Origin of the sequence: Vibrio sp. M250220 (assembly GCF_036533795.1) — a bacterium.
Classification (GTDB): domain Bacteria; phylum Pseudomonadota; class Gammaproteobacteria; order Enterobacterales; family Vibrionaceae; genus Vibrio.
On sequence record NZ_JATABI010000001.1, the window covers coordinates 88300 to 105214 of the forward strand.

At 45.4% G+C, this 16915-nt stretch carries 14 protein-coding genes; 3 read left to right on the forward strand and 11 right to left on the reverse strand.

Annotated features, from left to right (window positions below):
• Positions 1-94: 94 nt before the first annotated feature.
• The 10 genes from QTN94_RS00395 to QTN94_RS00440 form a co-directional block, all read right to left on the reverse strand.
• A complete protein-coding gene (locus tag QTN94_RS00395; protein WP_331416346.1) occupies positions 95-1315 on the reverse strand; it encodes an ammonium transporter in 1221 nt (406 codons plus the stop codon).
• Between the two features lie 301 nt (positions 1316-1616).
• Complete coding sequence (locus QTN94_RS00400; protein WP_331416299.1) at positions 1617-2033, reverse strand: hypothetical protein; 417 nt, start codon at positions 2031-2033, stop codon at positions 1617-1619.
• Positions 2020-3066, reverse strand: a complete 1047-nt coding sequence (locus QTN94_RS00405) for a formate dehydrogenase subunit gamma (protein WP_331426507.1) — start codon at positions 3064-3066, stop codon at positions 2020-2022. The genes QTN94_RS00400 and QTN94_RS00405 overlap by 14 nt, the downstream gene beginning before the upstream one ends.
• 14 nt (positions 3067-3080) lie before the next feature.
• Positions 3081-3689, reverse strand: a complete 609-nt coding sequence (fdh3B, locus tag QTN94_RS00410; protein ID WP_006878919.1) for a formate dehydrogenase FDH3 subunit beta — start codon at positions 3687-3689, stop codon at positions 3081-3083.
• 11 nt (positions 3690-3700) lie between these two features.
• Positions 3701-6556, reverse strand: a complete 2856-nt coding sequence (locus QTN94_RS00415; protein ID WP_138971904.1) for a formate dehydrogenase subunit alpha — start codon at positions 6554-6556, stop codon at positions 3701-3703.
• Positions 6557-6567: 11 nt separating this feature from the next.
• Positions 6568-6765, reverse strand: coding sequence for a twin-arginine translocation signal domain-containing protein (locus QTN94_RS00420; protein WP_138971905.1), 198 nt, complete (start codon positions 6763-6765; stop codon positions 6568-6570).
• 46 nt (positions 6766-6811) lie between these two features.
• A complete protein-coding gene (locus QTN94_RS00425) occupies positions 6812-7447 on the reverse strand; it encodes a TorD/DmsD family molecular chaperone (RefSeq protein WP_331426508.1) in 636 nt (211 codons plus the stop codon).
• Between the two features lie 11 nt (positions 7448-7458).
• Entirely contained in the window at positions 7459-9123 is a 1665-nt protein-coding gene (locus QTN94_RS00430) for a 4Fe-4S dicluster domain-containing protein (RefSeq protein ID WP_331426509.1), read from the reverse strand.
• 178 nt (positions 9124-9301) lie between these two features.
• On the reverse strand, positions 9302-9808 hold the full coding sequence (locus tag QTN94_RS00435; RefSeq protein ID WP_331426510.1) for a DUF3306 domain-containing protein: 507 nt from the start codon (positions 9806-9808) through the stop codon (positions 9302-9304).
• Entirely contained in the window at positions 9798-10262 is a 465-nt protein-coding gene (locus QTN94_RS00440) for a DUF3305 domain-containing protein (protein WP_138971909.1), read from the reverse strand. The genes QTN94_RS00435 and QTN94_RS00440 overlap by 11 nt, the downstream gene beginning before the upstream one ends.
• 184 nt (positions 10263-10446) lie before the next feature.
• Between QTN94_RS00440 and fdhD the strand changes: the two genes are divergently transcribed.
• Positions 10447-11277, forward strand: coding sequence for a formate dehydrogenase accessory sulfurtransferase FdhD (gene fdhD, locus QTN94_RS00445; RefSeq protein WP_331416305.1), 831 nt, complete (start codon positions 10447-10449; stop codon positions 11275-11277).
• A 227-nt stretch (positions 11278-11504) separates the two neighbouring features.
• On the opposite strand, the gene QTN94_RS00450 is transcribed toward fdhD, so the two are convergent.
• Positions 11505-13097 (reverse strand): ABC-F family ATPase, encoded by a 1593-nt coding sequence (locus tag QTN94_RS00450; RefSeq protein ID WP_138971911.1) that lies wholly within the window; start codon positions 13095-13097, stop codon positions 11505-11507.
• Positions 13098-13661: 564 nt separating this feature from the next.
• Between QTN94_RS00450 and QTN94_RS00455 the strand changes: the two genes are divergently transcribed.
• Positions 13662-16007, forward strand: coding sequence for an ATP-binding protein (locus tag QTN94_RS00455; RefSeq protein ID WP_331416306.1), 2346 nt, complete (start codon positions 13662-13664; stop codon positions 16005-16007).
• Position 16008: 1 nt separating this feature from the next.
• On the forward strand, positions 16009-16887 hold the full coding sequence (locus tag QTN94_RS00460; protein WP_331416307.1) for a mechanosensitive ion channel family protein: 879 nt from the start codon (positions 16009-16011) through the stop codon (positions 16885-16887).
• Positions 16888-16915: the final 28 nt, after the last annotated feature.

Genomic DNA, 16915 nt, shown 5'->3' on the forward strand with positions numbered 1-16915 from the left:
ATGGTCGAAGTTACCGCAGTTTTACCCATTTTTTGTGAGGTTAAACAAAAAGGCAGCCACTTGGCTGCCTTCCGAAACACCAATCTTCACGCATTTAATCTTCGTTTGTTGACGAAATTTTGTGAATAGCCAAATCGGCACCGTTAAACTCATCTTCTTCAGAAAGGCGCAGGCCCGTTAGTTTATTGATGACACCATAGACGAGCACGGCACCGACTAGAGCAATAGAAATGCCCGCCAAGGTCCCTAGAACTTGCACTGTTAAACTGACGCCTCCAAGACCGCCGAGAGCACTCTGGCCGAAAATACCTGCCGCTACACCGCCCCACGCGCCACATACCCCATGCAAAGGCCAAACACCCAGTACATCGTCAATTTTTGTCTTGTTCTGTAGGTAGGTAAATAAGTAAACAAACAGAGCGCCAGCGAGTGAACCTGTGACCAACGCACCAATCGGGTGCATCAGGTCTGAACCCGCACAAACTGCGACAAGCCCTGCTAAAGGACCATTGTGGATAAAGCCTGGGTCGTTTTTGCCTGCAATTAGCGCTGCTACAATGCCGCCCACCATCGCCATCAAAGAGTTCATGGCCACAAGACCACTGATGCCATTCAGTGTCTGAGCTGACATGACGTTAAAGCCAAACCATCCGACGCATAGAATCCACGCACCTAACGCCAGAAACGGAATATTGGATGGGGCAAAGTTTGTGTGTTTACCCGCACGAACACGACCCTTACGCATACCTAGGAAGATAACCGCAACCAGAGCAATCCAACCTCCGACACCATGAACGACTACAGAACCTGCAAAGTCGTGGAAGCCATAGCCAAACTGTGTTTCAAACCAATTTTGAACACCGTAGTTGCCATTCCAAATCATGCCCTCGAAAAGTGGATAGACCAAGCCTACCGTAAAAAACGTGGCAATTAAGATGGGATATAAACGTGCACGCTCAGCAATACCACCGGATACAATAGCAGGAATCGCAGCGGCGAACGTTAGTAAGAAAAAGAACTTCACTAGCTCGTAACCGTTGCCTTGCGATAAGGTTTCTGCATCGGCAAAAAAATTAGCCCCATAAGCCACCCAGTATCCAATGAAGAAGTATGCGATGGCAGAAATGCCGAAATCGGCAAGAATCTTGACGAGTGCGTTGACTTGGTTTTTGTGACGGACTGTCCCCACTTCAAGAAAAGCAAAGCCTGCGTGCATCAAAAATACCATGATTGCACCGAGTAATAAGAACAGTGTATCTGAACTTTGTGTCAGGGTTTGTACCGCTCCATGTACCTGACTGGCATCTACGCTCATTGTCATTTGTCTCCTTTGTCGCCCAACGTCTGTGCGTTGGGCATTTTTATTTCACCATATTGGTGAATTGATAATGAGACATAGCAAGGGCAAGCTTTGTGCCAAATAAATCACATAATTATCAACTCGTGTAATTCATTGATTTTACTTATCAAAACGAATTTCTAACGATAAAGGTGCGCAACGAAGGATAAGAACGACGCATAAAAATGCACTTTTTTGGTGAGGACGCACCGTTTTAAGGCGCGCATAATTTGTGCAGAGGTATGAAAAAGCCCTGTTAAACAGGGCTTTGAATTAATTATAGGTTTGGACCTTTGACCATACTAAATGGCTGATTTTCTCTAAGCTTCTGCATCCCCTGATACATGCGTACAAACCACAATAATATTGCAATCGCACCAAACAGCATTCCCACGTAAGGGATGTAGTACGCGATTTCGTCGATAACATTGCTGTTGTACCAGTAGTCGTTAACACCAATCAGGACACCATTAGATGTCGCGACTGTGATAATCAGCACCACAAAGAAGGTTAGGTTTAGGAAGAAAGTACGAATCAAACCGTAATAGTGTGAATCAACAATCTCACCATCCTCTCCTTTATCCAAACGATAACCTGCATAGATAATCGCGATCACTCCAGAGATAAGGCAAGTGAATGGAGTAAATATGCTAAGGATATACGCTACCCAAATCCCGTTATTAGGCTTGCTCATCGGCGCGCACTCCTTTCACATCTTGAACGGTTGTTGTTTGTTGTTCCTGCTCTTTGGCCATCATTTCTTGGTACCAAAGATCATGATGTTCTTTTGCCCAAGTCTCATCAACTTCACCGGTGACCATACCTTCTAGCGCCCCTTCCATGCCAAACAAACCGATGTAGATATGGAAGACGAAGCCGCAGATAAGGATCAGCGCAGCCAACATATGAACTAAGTTCGATAGCTCCATGTCGCGACGAGTTTGACCGAAGATTGGGAAATCCAACACTAAGCCACTGAACGCGACAACACTACCAACAACGATCAGAAGCCAAAATAGCGCTTTCTCGCCCGCATTCGAAAACTCAGCTGAAGGGTGAGAACCTTTGTGCTTACCAACCATACCTCCAAGCTTCATAAACCAAGCAATGTCCACCTTCTTGAAGGTAGATTTACGCCACCATTTAATCAGCACACATAGCAGCAACACATAGAAAATTGGTCCTATGTAGTTGTGGTATTGTTTAGCCAGCATAATGATTAATCCCCACAGCTCTGTTGGGATATATGGTTTAAGGAAATGCTTACCGTAAACCAGCATTAAGCCGCTAAACGCGAGGGTTAAGAAGGTGAATGCCATACTCCAGTGCAGTGCACGATCAAGACGGGACCAGCGTTTGATCTTTTTGCCCGTCCGAGGCGCACTTAACATTAGCGGACCAATCACGATATACATCATGGTCACTAATGCGATACTACCGAAAATCGCCACAGCTCCCGCAGGAGACATCCATTTTTCTTTTAAAATGTACCAAGCTTGACCTGGGGTACTAATTAGCATTCCGTGCTCTGGGAACTGAGACGTCGTGTAGCCTACTTCGCCCTGACGAACTTGACGCCAATAATCGGCACCAGCTAATTGCGTCATTTCACGTTGTGCAACATCAGACTCTTTTTGCTCAGCATGCGCAGGCAACGACAAAGCAAAAAGCAATGCTGCCATCAGTGACAGCATCGCAAGAGATGCACGTTTAAACATTGAAAACATGAATCTCTCCACCGTTAGCTTTTCGTTGCGTCATAAGACAGATCATTGCCATCTGTCCAGCCCGCGCCCTTGGCTCCACGTTCAACAACGCGTTGACGGAAGATGTCAGAGACCTTTTCTGCATCACCGGCAAGCAGCGCTTTTGTCGAGCATAGAGAAGCACACATTGGGAGCTTACCTTCTGCAATGCGGTTGGCACCGTATTTTTGGCGTTCTTCTACCGAACCTGGTTCAGTTTCAGGACCGCCAGCACAGAATGTACACTTGTCCATTTTACCGCGTTCACCAAACGAAGCTTGTTTAGGGAACTGAGGAGCACCAAACGGACACGCGAATAAGCAGTAACCACAACCGATGCAAAGATCTTTGTTGTGTAACACGATGCCATCTTCGGTGTGCTCAAAGCAGTCAGCAGGACACACGGCTTTACATGGCGCATCGGTACAGTGCATACACGCAACCGAAATCGAGTTTTCACCTGGTTCGCCATCATTGAGTGTGACTACGCGACGACGTTGAATACCCCACTCAAGCGCATCGTCATTTTCGTTCTTACATGCAGTGACACAGCCGTTACATTCGATACAGCGTTTGGTGTCACAAAGGAATTTCATTCTAGCCATCAGTGGACTCCTTACGCTTTGCGAATGTTACATAGGGTGACTTTAGTTTCCTGCATCTGAGTAACAGGATCATAGCCATAAGTGGTGGCAATATTTGCTGATTCACCAATGACATATGGGTCACAACCTTCTGGGTACTTAGAGCGAAGATCTTCACCTTGGAATTTCCCGCCGAAGTGGAACGGAATGAAGGCAAGGCCTGGTTTCACACGACGAGTCACCATTGCTTTTACGTGAATGCGGCCTTTCTCAGCACCTTCTACCCACACCATATCGCCATCTTTAAAACCAAGGTCATTGGCATCTTTCGGGTTAACTTCTACAAACATCTCTTGTTGAAGCTCAGCGAGCCATGGGTTTGAACGTGTCTCTTCACCACCACCTTCATATTCAACCAAACGACCAGACGTTAATATAATTGGGTACTCAGCAGAGACATCTTTGTCTTGGATCGACTTGTACATGGTCGGTAGACGGTAGATAGACTCACTGTCATCCCATGTTGGGTAATCAGCAACAAGGTCGCGGCGAGGTGTGTACAGTGGCTCACGGTGCAGCGGAACACGGTCTGGGAATGTCCAAACCACAGCACGCGCTTTCGCGTTACCAAATGGAATACAACCATGTTTAATTGCTACGCGCTGAATACCGCCAGAGAGATCCGTTTTCCAGTTTTTGCCTTCTGCCGCGGCTTTCTCTTCTGCTGTGAGGTCATCCCACCATCCAAGTGCTTTGATCAGTTTGTCGGTAAATTCTGGATATCCATCTTCAAGCTCACAGCCTTTAGAATAACTATCTTCAGCAAGAATATTATTGCCTTCAAATTCCACACCAAAGCGAGCACGGAAGTTACCACCGCCTTGAGCAACTGGCTTAGACGTATCATAAAGAATATGCGTACCCGGATGTTTCATCTCAGGTGTACCCCAACACGGCCATGGTAGACCATAGGTTTCACCATGAGCAGGACCACCTTCACCTTCTAACGACGTCTTGTGGAAGGTGTGCCAATTTTGTTGGTGCGTTTTCAAACGCTCTGGGCTTTGACCCGTGTAGCCAATTGTCCACATACCACGGTTAAATTCACGCGTGATGTCTTCGATAAGTGGTTGGTTGTTTTCAACTTTTACGTTTTTAAACAGTTGATCGGAGAAACCAAGCTTCTTAGTCAGAAGGTACATGATTTCATGATCAGGTTTTGACTCGAACAACGGCTCAACCACTTTGTCACGCCATTGAATAGAGCGGTTTGACGCTGTCACACTGCCGTAGGTTTCAAACTGAGTGGTCGCTGGAAGAAGGTAAATGCCATCTGTACGGTCGTTCATTACCGCAGCAACTGTTGGATATGGATCGACGATCACCATCATATCCAATTTTTGCATTGCCTTACGCATCTCGACGCCACGAGTTTGCGAGTTGACCGCGTGTCCCCAGTAGAACATCGCGCGAATGTTGTCATTCTGCTCGATATTTTCTTTGTTTTCTAAAACGCCATCGATCCAACGAGAAACCGGAATACCCATATTGTTCATCGGTTTCTTACCACGGTACTCATTTTGGTCGAATCGATTTTTAACCCACTCGTAGTCAAGATCCCACACTTTCGCCCAGTGTTTCCAAGAACCATCTGCAAGGCCGTAGTAACCTGGAAGCGTATGAGAAAGTACGCCTAAGTCTGTCGCGCCTTGCACGTTATCGTGACCACGGAAGATGTTCGCACCGCCACCTGACTTACCCATGTTACCTAGCGCAAGTTCCAGTACACAGTATGCACGGGTATTGTTGTTACCTGTGGTGTGCTGAGTACCACCCATACACCAAACAACACATCCAGGACGGTTTTCAGAAAGAAGTTTCGCCGTTTTGTATACATCGGCTTCAGAGACGCCTGTTACGCGCTCAACTTCAGCAGGAGTCCACTTTGCGACTTCCTGACGAATTTCATCCATACCAAACACACGTTGACGGATAAACTCTTTGTCTTCCCACTGGTTAGCAAAAACATGCCATAAAATACCCCAGATAAACGCAACATCTGACCCTGGGCGAAGCGAAACATAGTGATCAGATTTTGCTGCGGTACGTGTACGACGAGGGTCAGCAACAACGATCTTACAGTTGTTTTTCTCTTTCGCGATTAAGATATGCTGCATTGCCACTGGGTGCGCTTCAGCAGGGTTCGAACCGATAAACAGCATCGACTTACAGTTGTGCATATCGTTGAACGAGTTCGTCATTGCACCGTAGCCCCAAGTATTTGCTACCCCAGCTACTGTTGTTGAGTGACAGATACGCGCCTGGTGGTCTACGTTATTGGTTCCCCAAAGTGATGCCATTTTACGGAACATGTACGCTTGTTCGTTGTTGTGCTTTGCGCTGCCTAACCAGTAAACGGAATCTGGACCAGATTCTTTACGAATATCGAGAACCTTGTTACCAATTTCTTCGATAGCTTGATCCCAGCTCAGTTTGACCCATTTGCCATTTTCGAGCTTCATTGGGTATTTGAGACGGCGTTCACCATGGCCATGTTCACGCAGCGCTGCACCTTTTGCACAATGTCCACCAGCATTGAACGGGTGGTCAAAAGCAGGCTCTTGGCCTGTCCAAACGCCATTTTGTACTTCGGCGTAGATACCACAACCTACAGAACAGTGAGAACAAATCGTTCTTTTGATCTCAGTCTTCGCTGAAGGATCAACAGACTTAGCTTGCGCTTTTTTGATCATTCCTGGTGCGAACAGGCTTGCCCCTACTACGGCCCCGCCTGCTGCAAGGGTACTGTTTTTCATAAAGGCACGGCGTGAAACGCCGAGTTGGTGTTGCTCTTTGCTCACACTATCGGAGCGTTTAACTAGTTTCATTGGTTAGGCTCCTATAGCGTATCGTAGTAGTCACGAATATGCTGAGTTTCGTGATAGCCAGTTTTCTTCACGTCTTGTTTTGGCAATACAGATTCTGAAGCACTAGCCACTTTAGTGGTTCCAGCGACTACCGCTCCAGCAACTGCTGCCGTAGTTAAGCCTTTGAGAAGATCCCTGCGGCTTTGATTTAACTTATTATCGTCTTTCATTATTGCTTCCTTACCCTTATTAGTAGGTATTGCATCGATGTGACGCTTATTGCTGAGCTTGCTCGTACTCAGTCACGTTCTTAACATCAATTTTTAATTTGTTTTTTCCACTTTGTAGATTTTCACTAAAACGCACTTGCTCAAGGGTCATAAATGCGTCAGTTAATTCGGCAACAGCCACGTAGAAATTGGCGTGCTGAGCAGCCTTGATCTGTTTCGTTAACGCGTTAAACCACGTTGCTAAGTGCTTATTGAAAAATACCTGTTGCAGCTCTTCATCTTCAGCGGTAAGTACAGACATCACTTCACAAAGTGCAGAGAAGTGATCTTCTGGCTCTTTGACCTGCTCTTCGCGCTCTAGACCAAGAATTGCAAGATCGTGACGAATCGAAGCCAATGGTTTTTCCATCAGTGAACCCGTAAGATGCCAAGAGGCGAAAGGCATCACTTCACCACGACCAATACCAATGAATAATTCTTGGTACTCATCGTTTAACGCTTCTTGGTTAGATTCTCGGGCTGCGTTTTGCAAACCGATCCAAGCGGACTGCATTGCGCTTGCACTCTGTTCAATCTCCAACTCACTGAGAAAACTCACCATCTCTTCTGATGGCGCCTGACGGAATAGTGCAGATAGCACAAGGTAAATTTCAGCGCGTAGAGTTTGTTGTTGATTTTCCATTGCTTTCTACCCTAGTAATTCAGTTGTTTAGTTGGGTCTTCCGCCATCGATTCGAACATATCGACAACACGACAGTCTTCACACATCGCAATTCTGTTTAGCGAAGCTTGGTCTGAAAAATGAGAGTGACCGCGTAACTTATTTTGAAGCATGTCAATCATTGACTGTGGGGCAAACGGCTTTTGACAACGAATGCATTCCGCGGCTTTTTCTTGATGGATTATCGTCGCTTCCTGACGACTCGCCTTGTCCCAGTTCATACGTGTCGTCATCGTAAGAACCTGCTCTGGACACGCTTTAGTACATAAACCACACTGGATACAGTCTTGTTCGACGAACTTGAGCGACGGAGAGTCACCGTCAGTATGCAACGCACGAGTTGGACACACGGCCACACAACTCATGCACAGAGTACAATCACTCGATTTGCATGAAATATTGCCGTAAGGGGCATTGGTCGGAAGTTCGACAATGTTTTCGACCGGAATTCTAGACTGAGCAAGCGCATCTAGAGCAGTAAAAAGTCGTTGACGCTTATTACCCGGCAAATCACCCAGTGCGAGGTCAAATGAATCCGTGCATAAGATCGGAGCACCTTCGCGTAATGACTCTAGGTATACGATGTCGATCGTTTCTTTCGCGATACCGATTTGAGCCAGCAGTTCTTGTGCGACTGCAACTTCATTGTTGAGGACTCGTTGAATCGTTTCAGGCATGAAACGGCTCGCGGCGAACAGCACTTGCGTTGCGCCATTCACTAATGCAGCAAACCAAGAATCGACGCCAACAGACGGCAACTCTTCAACAACGATAGGGATTACGTTATCAGGTAGCGCCTTAAGTGCTATCACGTTGTATTGCTCGTGACGAGAACTACAAATCAGTACGATCGGATCAACACCACCTTCTGATTCATAATTTGCTAAGGTTCGTTCGATGAATTTTTGTGTATCTTGTGGATTCGGTAACGCATAGTGAATTGCTTCTGTCGGACAAGCAGTGGCACAAGTACCGACGCCTTGACATAAGTAAGGGTTAATCTCAATGCGATGACCGGTTTTATCACTGCCTTCGCTCGACAACGCACCAGCAGGACAGGCTTCAACACATCTCTCGCAACCTTTTACACCACGAGAGCTATGCGCACATTTGTCTGTATCCAGACGGAAAAATTTGGGTTTATCAAATGTCCCCATCAGCGTCGGAATTTCTTCTAATGCTTCAGCCAGTTTTGGATAACCTCTGCCAACTGGGTAATAACCAGGGACAGGAACCTCTTCACTCATGCAACTGTTGAGGCACAGATCCAAAACGATATCAAAACAATCATGATTTAACGCGACCTTAGCCAGATTGCTCTCTAGGCCGTTGTTTTCGATTAGCACCGAAAAGGTGCCCAGGAATCCTGATACTTGAACTGTGTTAGCGTAATACAGATTCGCGTGTTGACCTTGTTCGCCATCAGTAGAAAGCAAGGTTAGGCTATTCATTTGACCCAATTGAGCAGCAGCGCTTTCGATGATTGAAGTCGGACCGACGATAAGCGTATTACCACCACTCTCGTAACTTACCGTGGGAGGAATTAAGTTCGTTAGTTCAACCGTGTTCTCAAATGCATAAAGACGCGCTTTACCATTGGATGTTGACGATGATTCTTGTAGTAGTTGTTTTAGCATTGCTCAGTTCCAGTTAGAACGGAATATTCACCTGCACTCTTAATTGCAAATGCTGTACCAACTTTTATTTACATTAAAATCAATGAATTAGAATGTTTCCTTATCTTTATTGGTGACAAAAAAACAGAGTGAGACAAATTGTCCCACTCTGTTAATTGATGGTTTAGTCAAAATGTACCTATTTATTGTGTGGTATATTTTGTCCCATCGATTCTCGCTCAAGTTCTGACTCTTGTTCAACGTCTTCGGGTTGAATCAAGGAATCTTGATCGGTTAGCTGGTAATTATTATCCAGTTCAGAAGACGGTTTCGGCTCTTCTTCGCGTGCGTTGACCCATTCGCGAAGTTTGCTGGCGACTTCTGAAGAGAGATTCTTAACCGCTTTATAGTCATGATCGTAATCATTGAGCCCGTCAATTTCACTGAATTGCCCTGATAAAAAGAGTTTGCGTAACGCGGCCTTTTTGACCGCTGACTCGACCTCTGAAGTCAACAAAGACGCGACGCTGAGCTCAGATTCACTCGCTTCTGCACTCTGTTGTTGAGGGATGTCTGGCGCAAGTTCCAGTGAAGAATCAGCGTTATCTGGCAAATTTGTACTTTCACCTGATTCAACCAACTCAGGTTCAGAACCTTGCGCATCGAGTTTACGTTGTGACCAGCGACTTAGGAAACTAGTTGCCACTTGCTCTACCCGCCCCTTTACGCTTTTTACGTCTTTCTTCTAGCAGTTCACCATGACGACCAATATACGCCTCCATCCATGCTTGTACCGCAAGCGGCATGTCATTAGAAAGCACTAGGTAATCGCCATCCATGTATTGGCCAGCAACACTTTGCGAGGCTGTGAGTATGACAATATTAGGATCGTCTTCGGACTCCATAGTATCAAGAACCAAAAATAGCTTAGGTTGTTGAGAACTCAAGTTAAAACGGTAATCCGTTCTTTCATCCCGATGCAGTTGCAGAGCAATGACTCTCTGGTGCGACTCATCTGGCTGTAGATCAAAGCTTGAAAGTTGCCACTGCGTCGTCGTCCATAGTCCAGTACTAATTTCATGTGCGATTAAATTGCACCCGATTGACCATAAATCTTCGGACTTTTCTGCTTTAACGGACATAGTTTGCTGTTCTGGCATAGTTCACCAACTTATACACTGTTGTTTGTCAGGTTTGGATTGTGTAATTGATACAATCTGGGTTTTACTTTGCAATATTTGTACCTAGTCCTAAACAATGCGATTCCCAACCCTTATTATAGAGGCGGAACATTATTTGCAAGCAGCACTCCGCGAATGCGGATAGATCGAATAGGATAACTCTGTGGTTAAACCAAACATTATTAAAACCAGTGAAAACCCAATGCAGACACTTGAAGTTGAAGTGTTTGATGAATACGGTGAAAAGCTCACCAAACAGATAGCTTGCGAACGTCCTTTAACCGTCATGCTTAACTGGAAAGAAGTGGTTACCTTGATGACATTAGGATCACGCCCTGAGTCACTCGTGCTTGGCTATTTAAAAAACCAGAGTTTTATTTCCGATCCACAGGCATTGGAATCTGTGATTATTGACTGGGAAACGCATACTGCAGCGGTAATCACCAGTGAAGACACTCAACAAGTCGAGGGCGCACTGAAGAAAAAAACCGTCACATCAGGTTGTGGTCAAGGCACCATGTACGGCAATGTGATGAAACAACTAGAAAACTATCAAGTTCCTCAAGTAAAAATTAAGCAATCAGAAATATACTCCGCGCTCGAAGCCCTGACTCACTACAACGACACCTATAAAAAAGCCGGCGCCGTTCACGGTTGCGCGGTATGTAAAGCCAATGAGGTTCTTTCTTTTGTTGAAGATGTAGGCCGTCATAACGCAGTTGATACGCTCGCCGGTGAAATGTGGCTCAATGAGCAAAGCGGTGATGACAAAATTTTCTACACCACAGGTCGCTTAACCTCAGAAATGGTGATTAAAGTTGCTCAAATGGGAATTCCCGTGCTTTTGTCCCGTTCAGGAGTGACGCAAATGGGGTTAGATTTGGCACAAAAATTTGGAATTACCACCATAGCTCGAGCCAAAGGTTTGAGGTTCCAGGTATTTACCGGCGCAGATAAAATGGAGTTTGACGTAAAAGGCAATCCAGCAAGTTAACCGATACTGGCAAAACACCTCCCATGCGCCCTTAATTTTATATTTCCCGACATAAAAAGAGTTGCGGGCAATGCTAGAGCAAGTGAAGCGTTACATTCTGCCAGAACGAAAAAACGGCCCAAATCAAGGGCCGTTCGTATAAGTAAAACTCTACCCTGTTCGTTCCAAACACGTAAAGTGATAGGAGTTATCCGTAAGGAGGCTTTTACTTGTCTGGCTGGAGAGAATTATCCCTCGATACCACGAGCTTTAAGGAATTCTGAATACGTTCCTTTGAAATCGGTAATTTTGTTGTTCTTGATTTCAATAATTCGAGTAGCCAGTGAGTCTACAAATACTCGGTCGTGCGAGACGAAGAATAGTGTGCCTTTGTACTGCTCAAGCGCGTTGTTAAGCGATTCGATCGACTCCATATCCATGTGGTTGGTCGGCTCGTCCATTAACAGCATATTCGGTTTGTGCATCATGATTTTGCCAAGCAACATACGACCCTGTTCACCACCAGAGAGTACTTTCACTGACTTTTTGATGTCATCTTGAGAGAACAGCATACGACCAAGGAAGCTACGGATAACTTGTTCATCATCTCCTGCTTGACGCCACTGGCCCATCCAGTCCATCAGATTCATATCTTCTTCAAAGTCATGCGCATGATCTTGAGCGTAGTAACTGATGTTAGCGTTTTCTGACCACTTAAATTCACCTGTGCGAGGCTCTAGTACACCCGCTAATGTATTAAGTAGTGTGGTTTTACCGACCCCGTTCTCACCGATGATAGCGACACGCTCACCGACTTCGAATATAGCGTTGAAATCACTAAACAGATCGTCTTCAAAACCTTGGCTCAGATTTTCAACAATCAGTGCATTACGAAACAACTCTTTCGATTGCTCAAAACGAATAAATGGGTTCTGACGGCTTGATGCTTTAACTTCTGCCAGTTGGATCTTGTCGATCTGCTTAGCACGCGATGTTGCTTGTTTAGCTTTAGATGCGTTAGCTGAGAAACGTGCAACGAATGTCTGTAGTTCAGCGATCTGAGCTTTCTTCTTCGCATTGTCAGACAGTAGACGATCACGTGCTTGTGAAGCCGCGGTCATGTACTCATCGTAGTTACCCGGATAGATTCGTAATTCACCGTAATCCAGATCCGCCATATGCGTACATACAGAATTTAGGAAGTGACGGTCGTGCGAGATAATGATCATCGTACAGTTGCGTTGGTTTAGCGTATCTTCTAACCAACGGATAGTGTCCATATCCAAGTTGTTGGTTGGTTCGTCAAGCAGCATGATATGCGGGTCTGCAAACAGAACCTGAGCCAGAAGAACACGTAGCTTCCAACCAGGTGCGACTTCGCTCATCAATCCGTAGTGCTGTTCTTCTGGAATACCAACAGCAAGAAGCAATTCACCCGCCTTAGAATCAGCCATGTAGCCATCCATTTCAGCGAACTGAACTTCCAAATCCGCAACTAACATGCCCTCTTCTTCGCTCATTTCTGGCAATGAATAGATGCGGTCACGTTCTTGCTTAACTTTCCAAAGTTCTTTATAGCCCATGATAACCGTATCGATTACCGTGAACTCTTCATAAGCGAACTGGTCCTGATTTAGCTTTGCCACACGTTCGTTAGGATCGTAACTTACGTTACCACCAGTCGGCTCAAGTTCTCCGCTAAGGATTTTCATAAAGGTTGACTTACCACATCCATTGGCACCAATCAGGCCGTAGCGGTTACCTTCACCGAATTTTACCGAAATGTTTTCAAACAGCGGCTTAGCGCCAAATTGCTGAGTGATATTAGCTGTACTTATGATAGGACTATCCCCCTAATGAATTAGCCTTAAAAATCAATTAGATATGGCTAATTACCAAATGTATTGATGTAAATTTGGCGCTATTGTAACAGGTAAGAAGTGTGAACTACATAACATGTTGCAGATATATCAAAAAGGAGCCGCTAATCGCTTAACAGCTCCTTCGATCTATTGGTAATACACAGTGGGTTTAGAAGGTAACTCGGCCACCAACTGAAACTCGCGCATTGGTCAATGTTGTGTCGATTCCAATTATCTTGCCAGTAAGGGCTGTGTACTCGACACCGACATACCCGTACTTGAAGATTGTCGCTCGCGCACTAGTATACTAGCTCACTTTGTAGGATATTCTTAACTGAGCTGGATTGTTGAATCTACTTCGGTAAGCGACTGCATTGTAAGGATTCTCTCAATTAGCGGATCACTATTATTAATGACATCGGTATGACACTTGACGCAAAGTTAAGAATATAGTTTTGCAGCTTAAATAAGTGGGTATTTCACTCGCTTTCATTTCTAAAACTACTAAACTAACTCTAACCTCATAAGTTATAAGAGATTTTTATGCGTTTAATCGTACGCTTTTTATGTATGGCTAGCTTGATTACTGCGCTTCCTGCTTTGGCAGCTTGGCAGTATGATCTCCAGGCAATTCCTCAGGTGGACAGTGTCAGCAGTGACATTGAACAAGAAATAGCGAACCTTCCTGAAGCTTTGTTTATGACGGCTCAAGATAGAAGAAAGGTCAATCAGCTACTTGATGCCGTTCTTACTGAGCAACAAAAACAAATTGATCATTTCCAGAAAAACCTTGCGACTTTCCGAAAACATAGGGGGGACGATGCGTGGTTTGACACGGAATCCAATTATCTGACGTTAACCAGTCTTGGCAAAAGTAAGGAGCAACTACTTGTCCTGACCGATTCAGTTAACCGTGACAAGCTGACGGGATTTGGCCCTTACGGGGTAATTCAGTTTAAACAGGAATGGTATCAAACCCAGCTTAATCTTGAATATTGGATCTATTTTCAGCTGCGCAGTTTTAAATCACTGCTTGGCGAAGTCCTGATCTCACCGATTCCTGTCATTTGGGCCGGGTTGAAAGTTCTGTTTATCTATTTTGGTCTGGTCTGGTGGCTAGCAAACAGCAAGCGCTTGATTCGTCTTTTCAAAGAAACTCAGCTTGAGTCGAATGCTAAGCCTGCATTGTGGGTTCGCCTTATCTGGTACATCAGTCGTGCTAACAGAGCGATCGCTTTCCTGATCGCGATTACCTTATCACTGCGTGTACTTTCTGGTATTCCAAGTCTTCAGCACCTGATTATCTTAGAGATATTTACTTGGTGGGTGCTCGGTGGCTCCATAGCGATTAGCTTTATTCTAGAGTTTGCGTATCGCAATAGTCGCTCATCTAATCCAGAAGTTGTTGCCTTGAGGCTATCGACCATTCGACGCTACGTCTGGAGCGCCATTGTCGCTGGTGTGATCTTACAAATCTCTATGCGCACCCTCGGTAAAGGAACCATTTACTATTGGATATATAGCGCCCTTTACGCTTGGTTTGTCTTGGTGACCTTATCGATTTTGCTTTTGTGGCGTAGCAAAGTATTCGCAACGGTTGAGCCCTTAACCGACCGACCAGTATGGGTTAACTGGGCAGTAAGCCGTAAAGATGCCTTACTGCTGAGTATTCCTGCGACAGCGATGGCAATGGTGTGGTTAATCATTCACCACTTCAAACATAGGCTCGTCTCTGCGCTTTCAAATTACAGTTTTTTCAGTCAAGCACTCGCCTACCTGTTCCGTATTGAGGTCGCTAAGCAAACTGGATACAGCAACGGCCAAAGCAACTTAGTGCGTGTTAAAGGTAACGACACGTTTGAGTACGTTTCACCTGGGAGCTTTGACAGCACCATCATCGACTATGCGGGTGATGAAATTAAGCAGTTGTCTAAGTATTTGATGAGCGACAGTCCGGCGATATGCGTAGTGTCGGGTGAACGTGGCGTTGGAACCACAACACTCCTGCGTGGGCTTCTTATGAAAGTGAAAAATGCCGAGCCAATGTATCTAAGTTGTCCTTACTCTGGGTACAGCGAATTGCTTGCGCATTTGGCCGTTAGCCTTGGTTTAGAAGAAGACGCGACAGAGATCCAAATCTTGTCCCAATTGCGAAAAAGTGACACCACTTACTTAATTGCCGTCGATAACGCTCAACGACTTGTGAAACCAATGGTCGGTGGGCTAACTGACCTGATTCGTCTTACTAACCTCTTGCGCCGTTCTAAAAAGAACCATCGCGTTGTTATCGCAATTGAGAAAGCCAGCTGGCGTTTTGTCGATCGTGCTCGTGGTGAACGTCTGCTGTTTGATTTGGTCTCTTTTCTGCCTCGTTGGACAGAGAAACAGATCCATCTGTTACTCGATACCCGAATCAACCAACCTGAACAGAAACAGATTTCGTTTGAGGGCTTAGTGGTTCCAAAACAGTGGGATCAGGAAGAAGTCACTGAAGAAGAGCGTGCTAAACAAGGATTCTATCGAATTCTATGGCATTACTCTGATGGCAACCCTACCGTCGCGCTGCGCTTTTTCAGGTTGTCATTAAACCGCGATAAAGAGACGGAACAAGTTTATATTCGCCTATTCCACGCACCTGAATCACAAGAGTTAGAGAAAATGCCCAAACCTATGTTGGCTGTGCTGCGCTCTATCGTTCAATTGGAGATCGCTTCTCCAGAAGTCCTGTCCGAATGTACTCAGTTGAGCATTGCCGAGATCACCGGCACACTGCGTTACTTCCAGAGCCGTGGTTATATTGAGTGGCTAGAAGACAAAGCGCGTGTTTCCGATCACTGGTTCCGTCATATAACCAATGTTCTCGATCGTCAGCATTTATTGGTGAAGTAATATGAAAAAAATTCTAATTGTCTTGTTTGGTTTGCTGGTCATCCACCCTGCTTTTGCCACTGAGGAGGTGGCCAGTGTTGAAAACATCGGTCAAATTGCCAGTCTGATTCGTTGGAGCGGTGTGTTCTTCTCGCTGCTGATCATTATCGCCACCTGGTTATTGCTCAAGTTCATCAATTCCATGGTTGAAAGCATTGGTGGTCAGTTTGCTCAGTACAGAATGCCGTTGCAAAAACTCCAGTCATTCATGCAGTTCTTTATCTACATGAGTGCGGGTATCTTGGTGTTTATGATGAGTTTCCGCATCAATGACCAAATACTCGCATTGATTGGCGGTACACTTGCTGTATCCGTGGGCTTTGCGCTTAAAGACCTTGCTGCGTCGTTTATCGCGGGCATGACTGTGATGGTCGATCGTCCGTTTCAGGTTGGTGACCGCGTCACATTTGAGGGTAACTACGGAGACATTATTGCGATTGGATTACGTTCAGTTCGTATGCGTACTCTCAATGACGACATCATCACCATTCCAAACAACAAGTTCCTCAACGAAGTGACGGTGAGCGGAAACTACGGTGCTCTTGATATGCAGGTTGTTATCCCATTCTATGTTGGGCTTGATGAAGACATTACGCTCGCTCGAGACCTGATTCAAGAAGCGGCGTCATCAAGTCGCTACATACACTTACCTAAGCCTGTAACGGTACTGGTCAAACAAACCATCACTGATAACTACTTAGCCATTCAGTTGACGTGTAAGGCGTACGTGGTTGATACCGCTTACGAAAAGCTGTTTGAAACCGACATTACTCTGCGAGTGATGAAAGAGTTTAAAAAGCACGGTATTTGCCCGCCGAAAATTGCGGTTAACGCCAGTTAACAACACCGATAAAAACGGCCAGTACGAT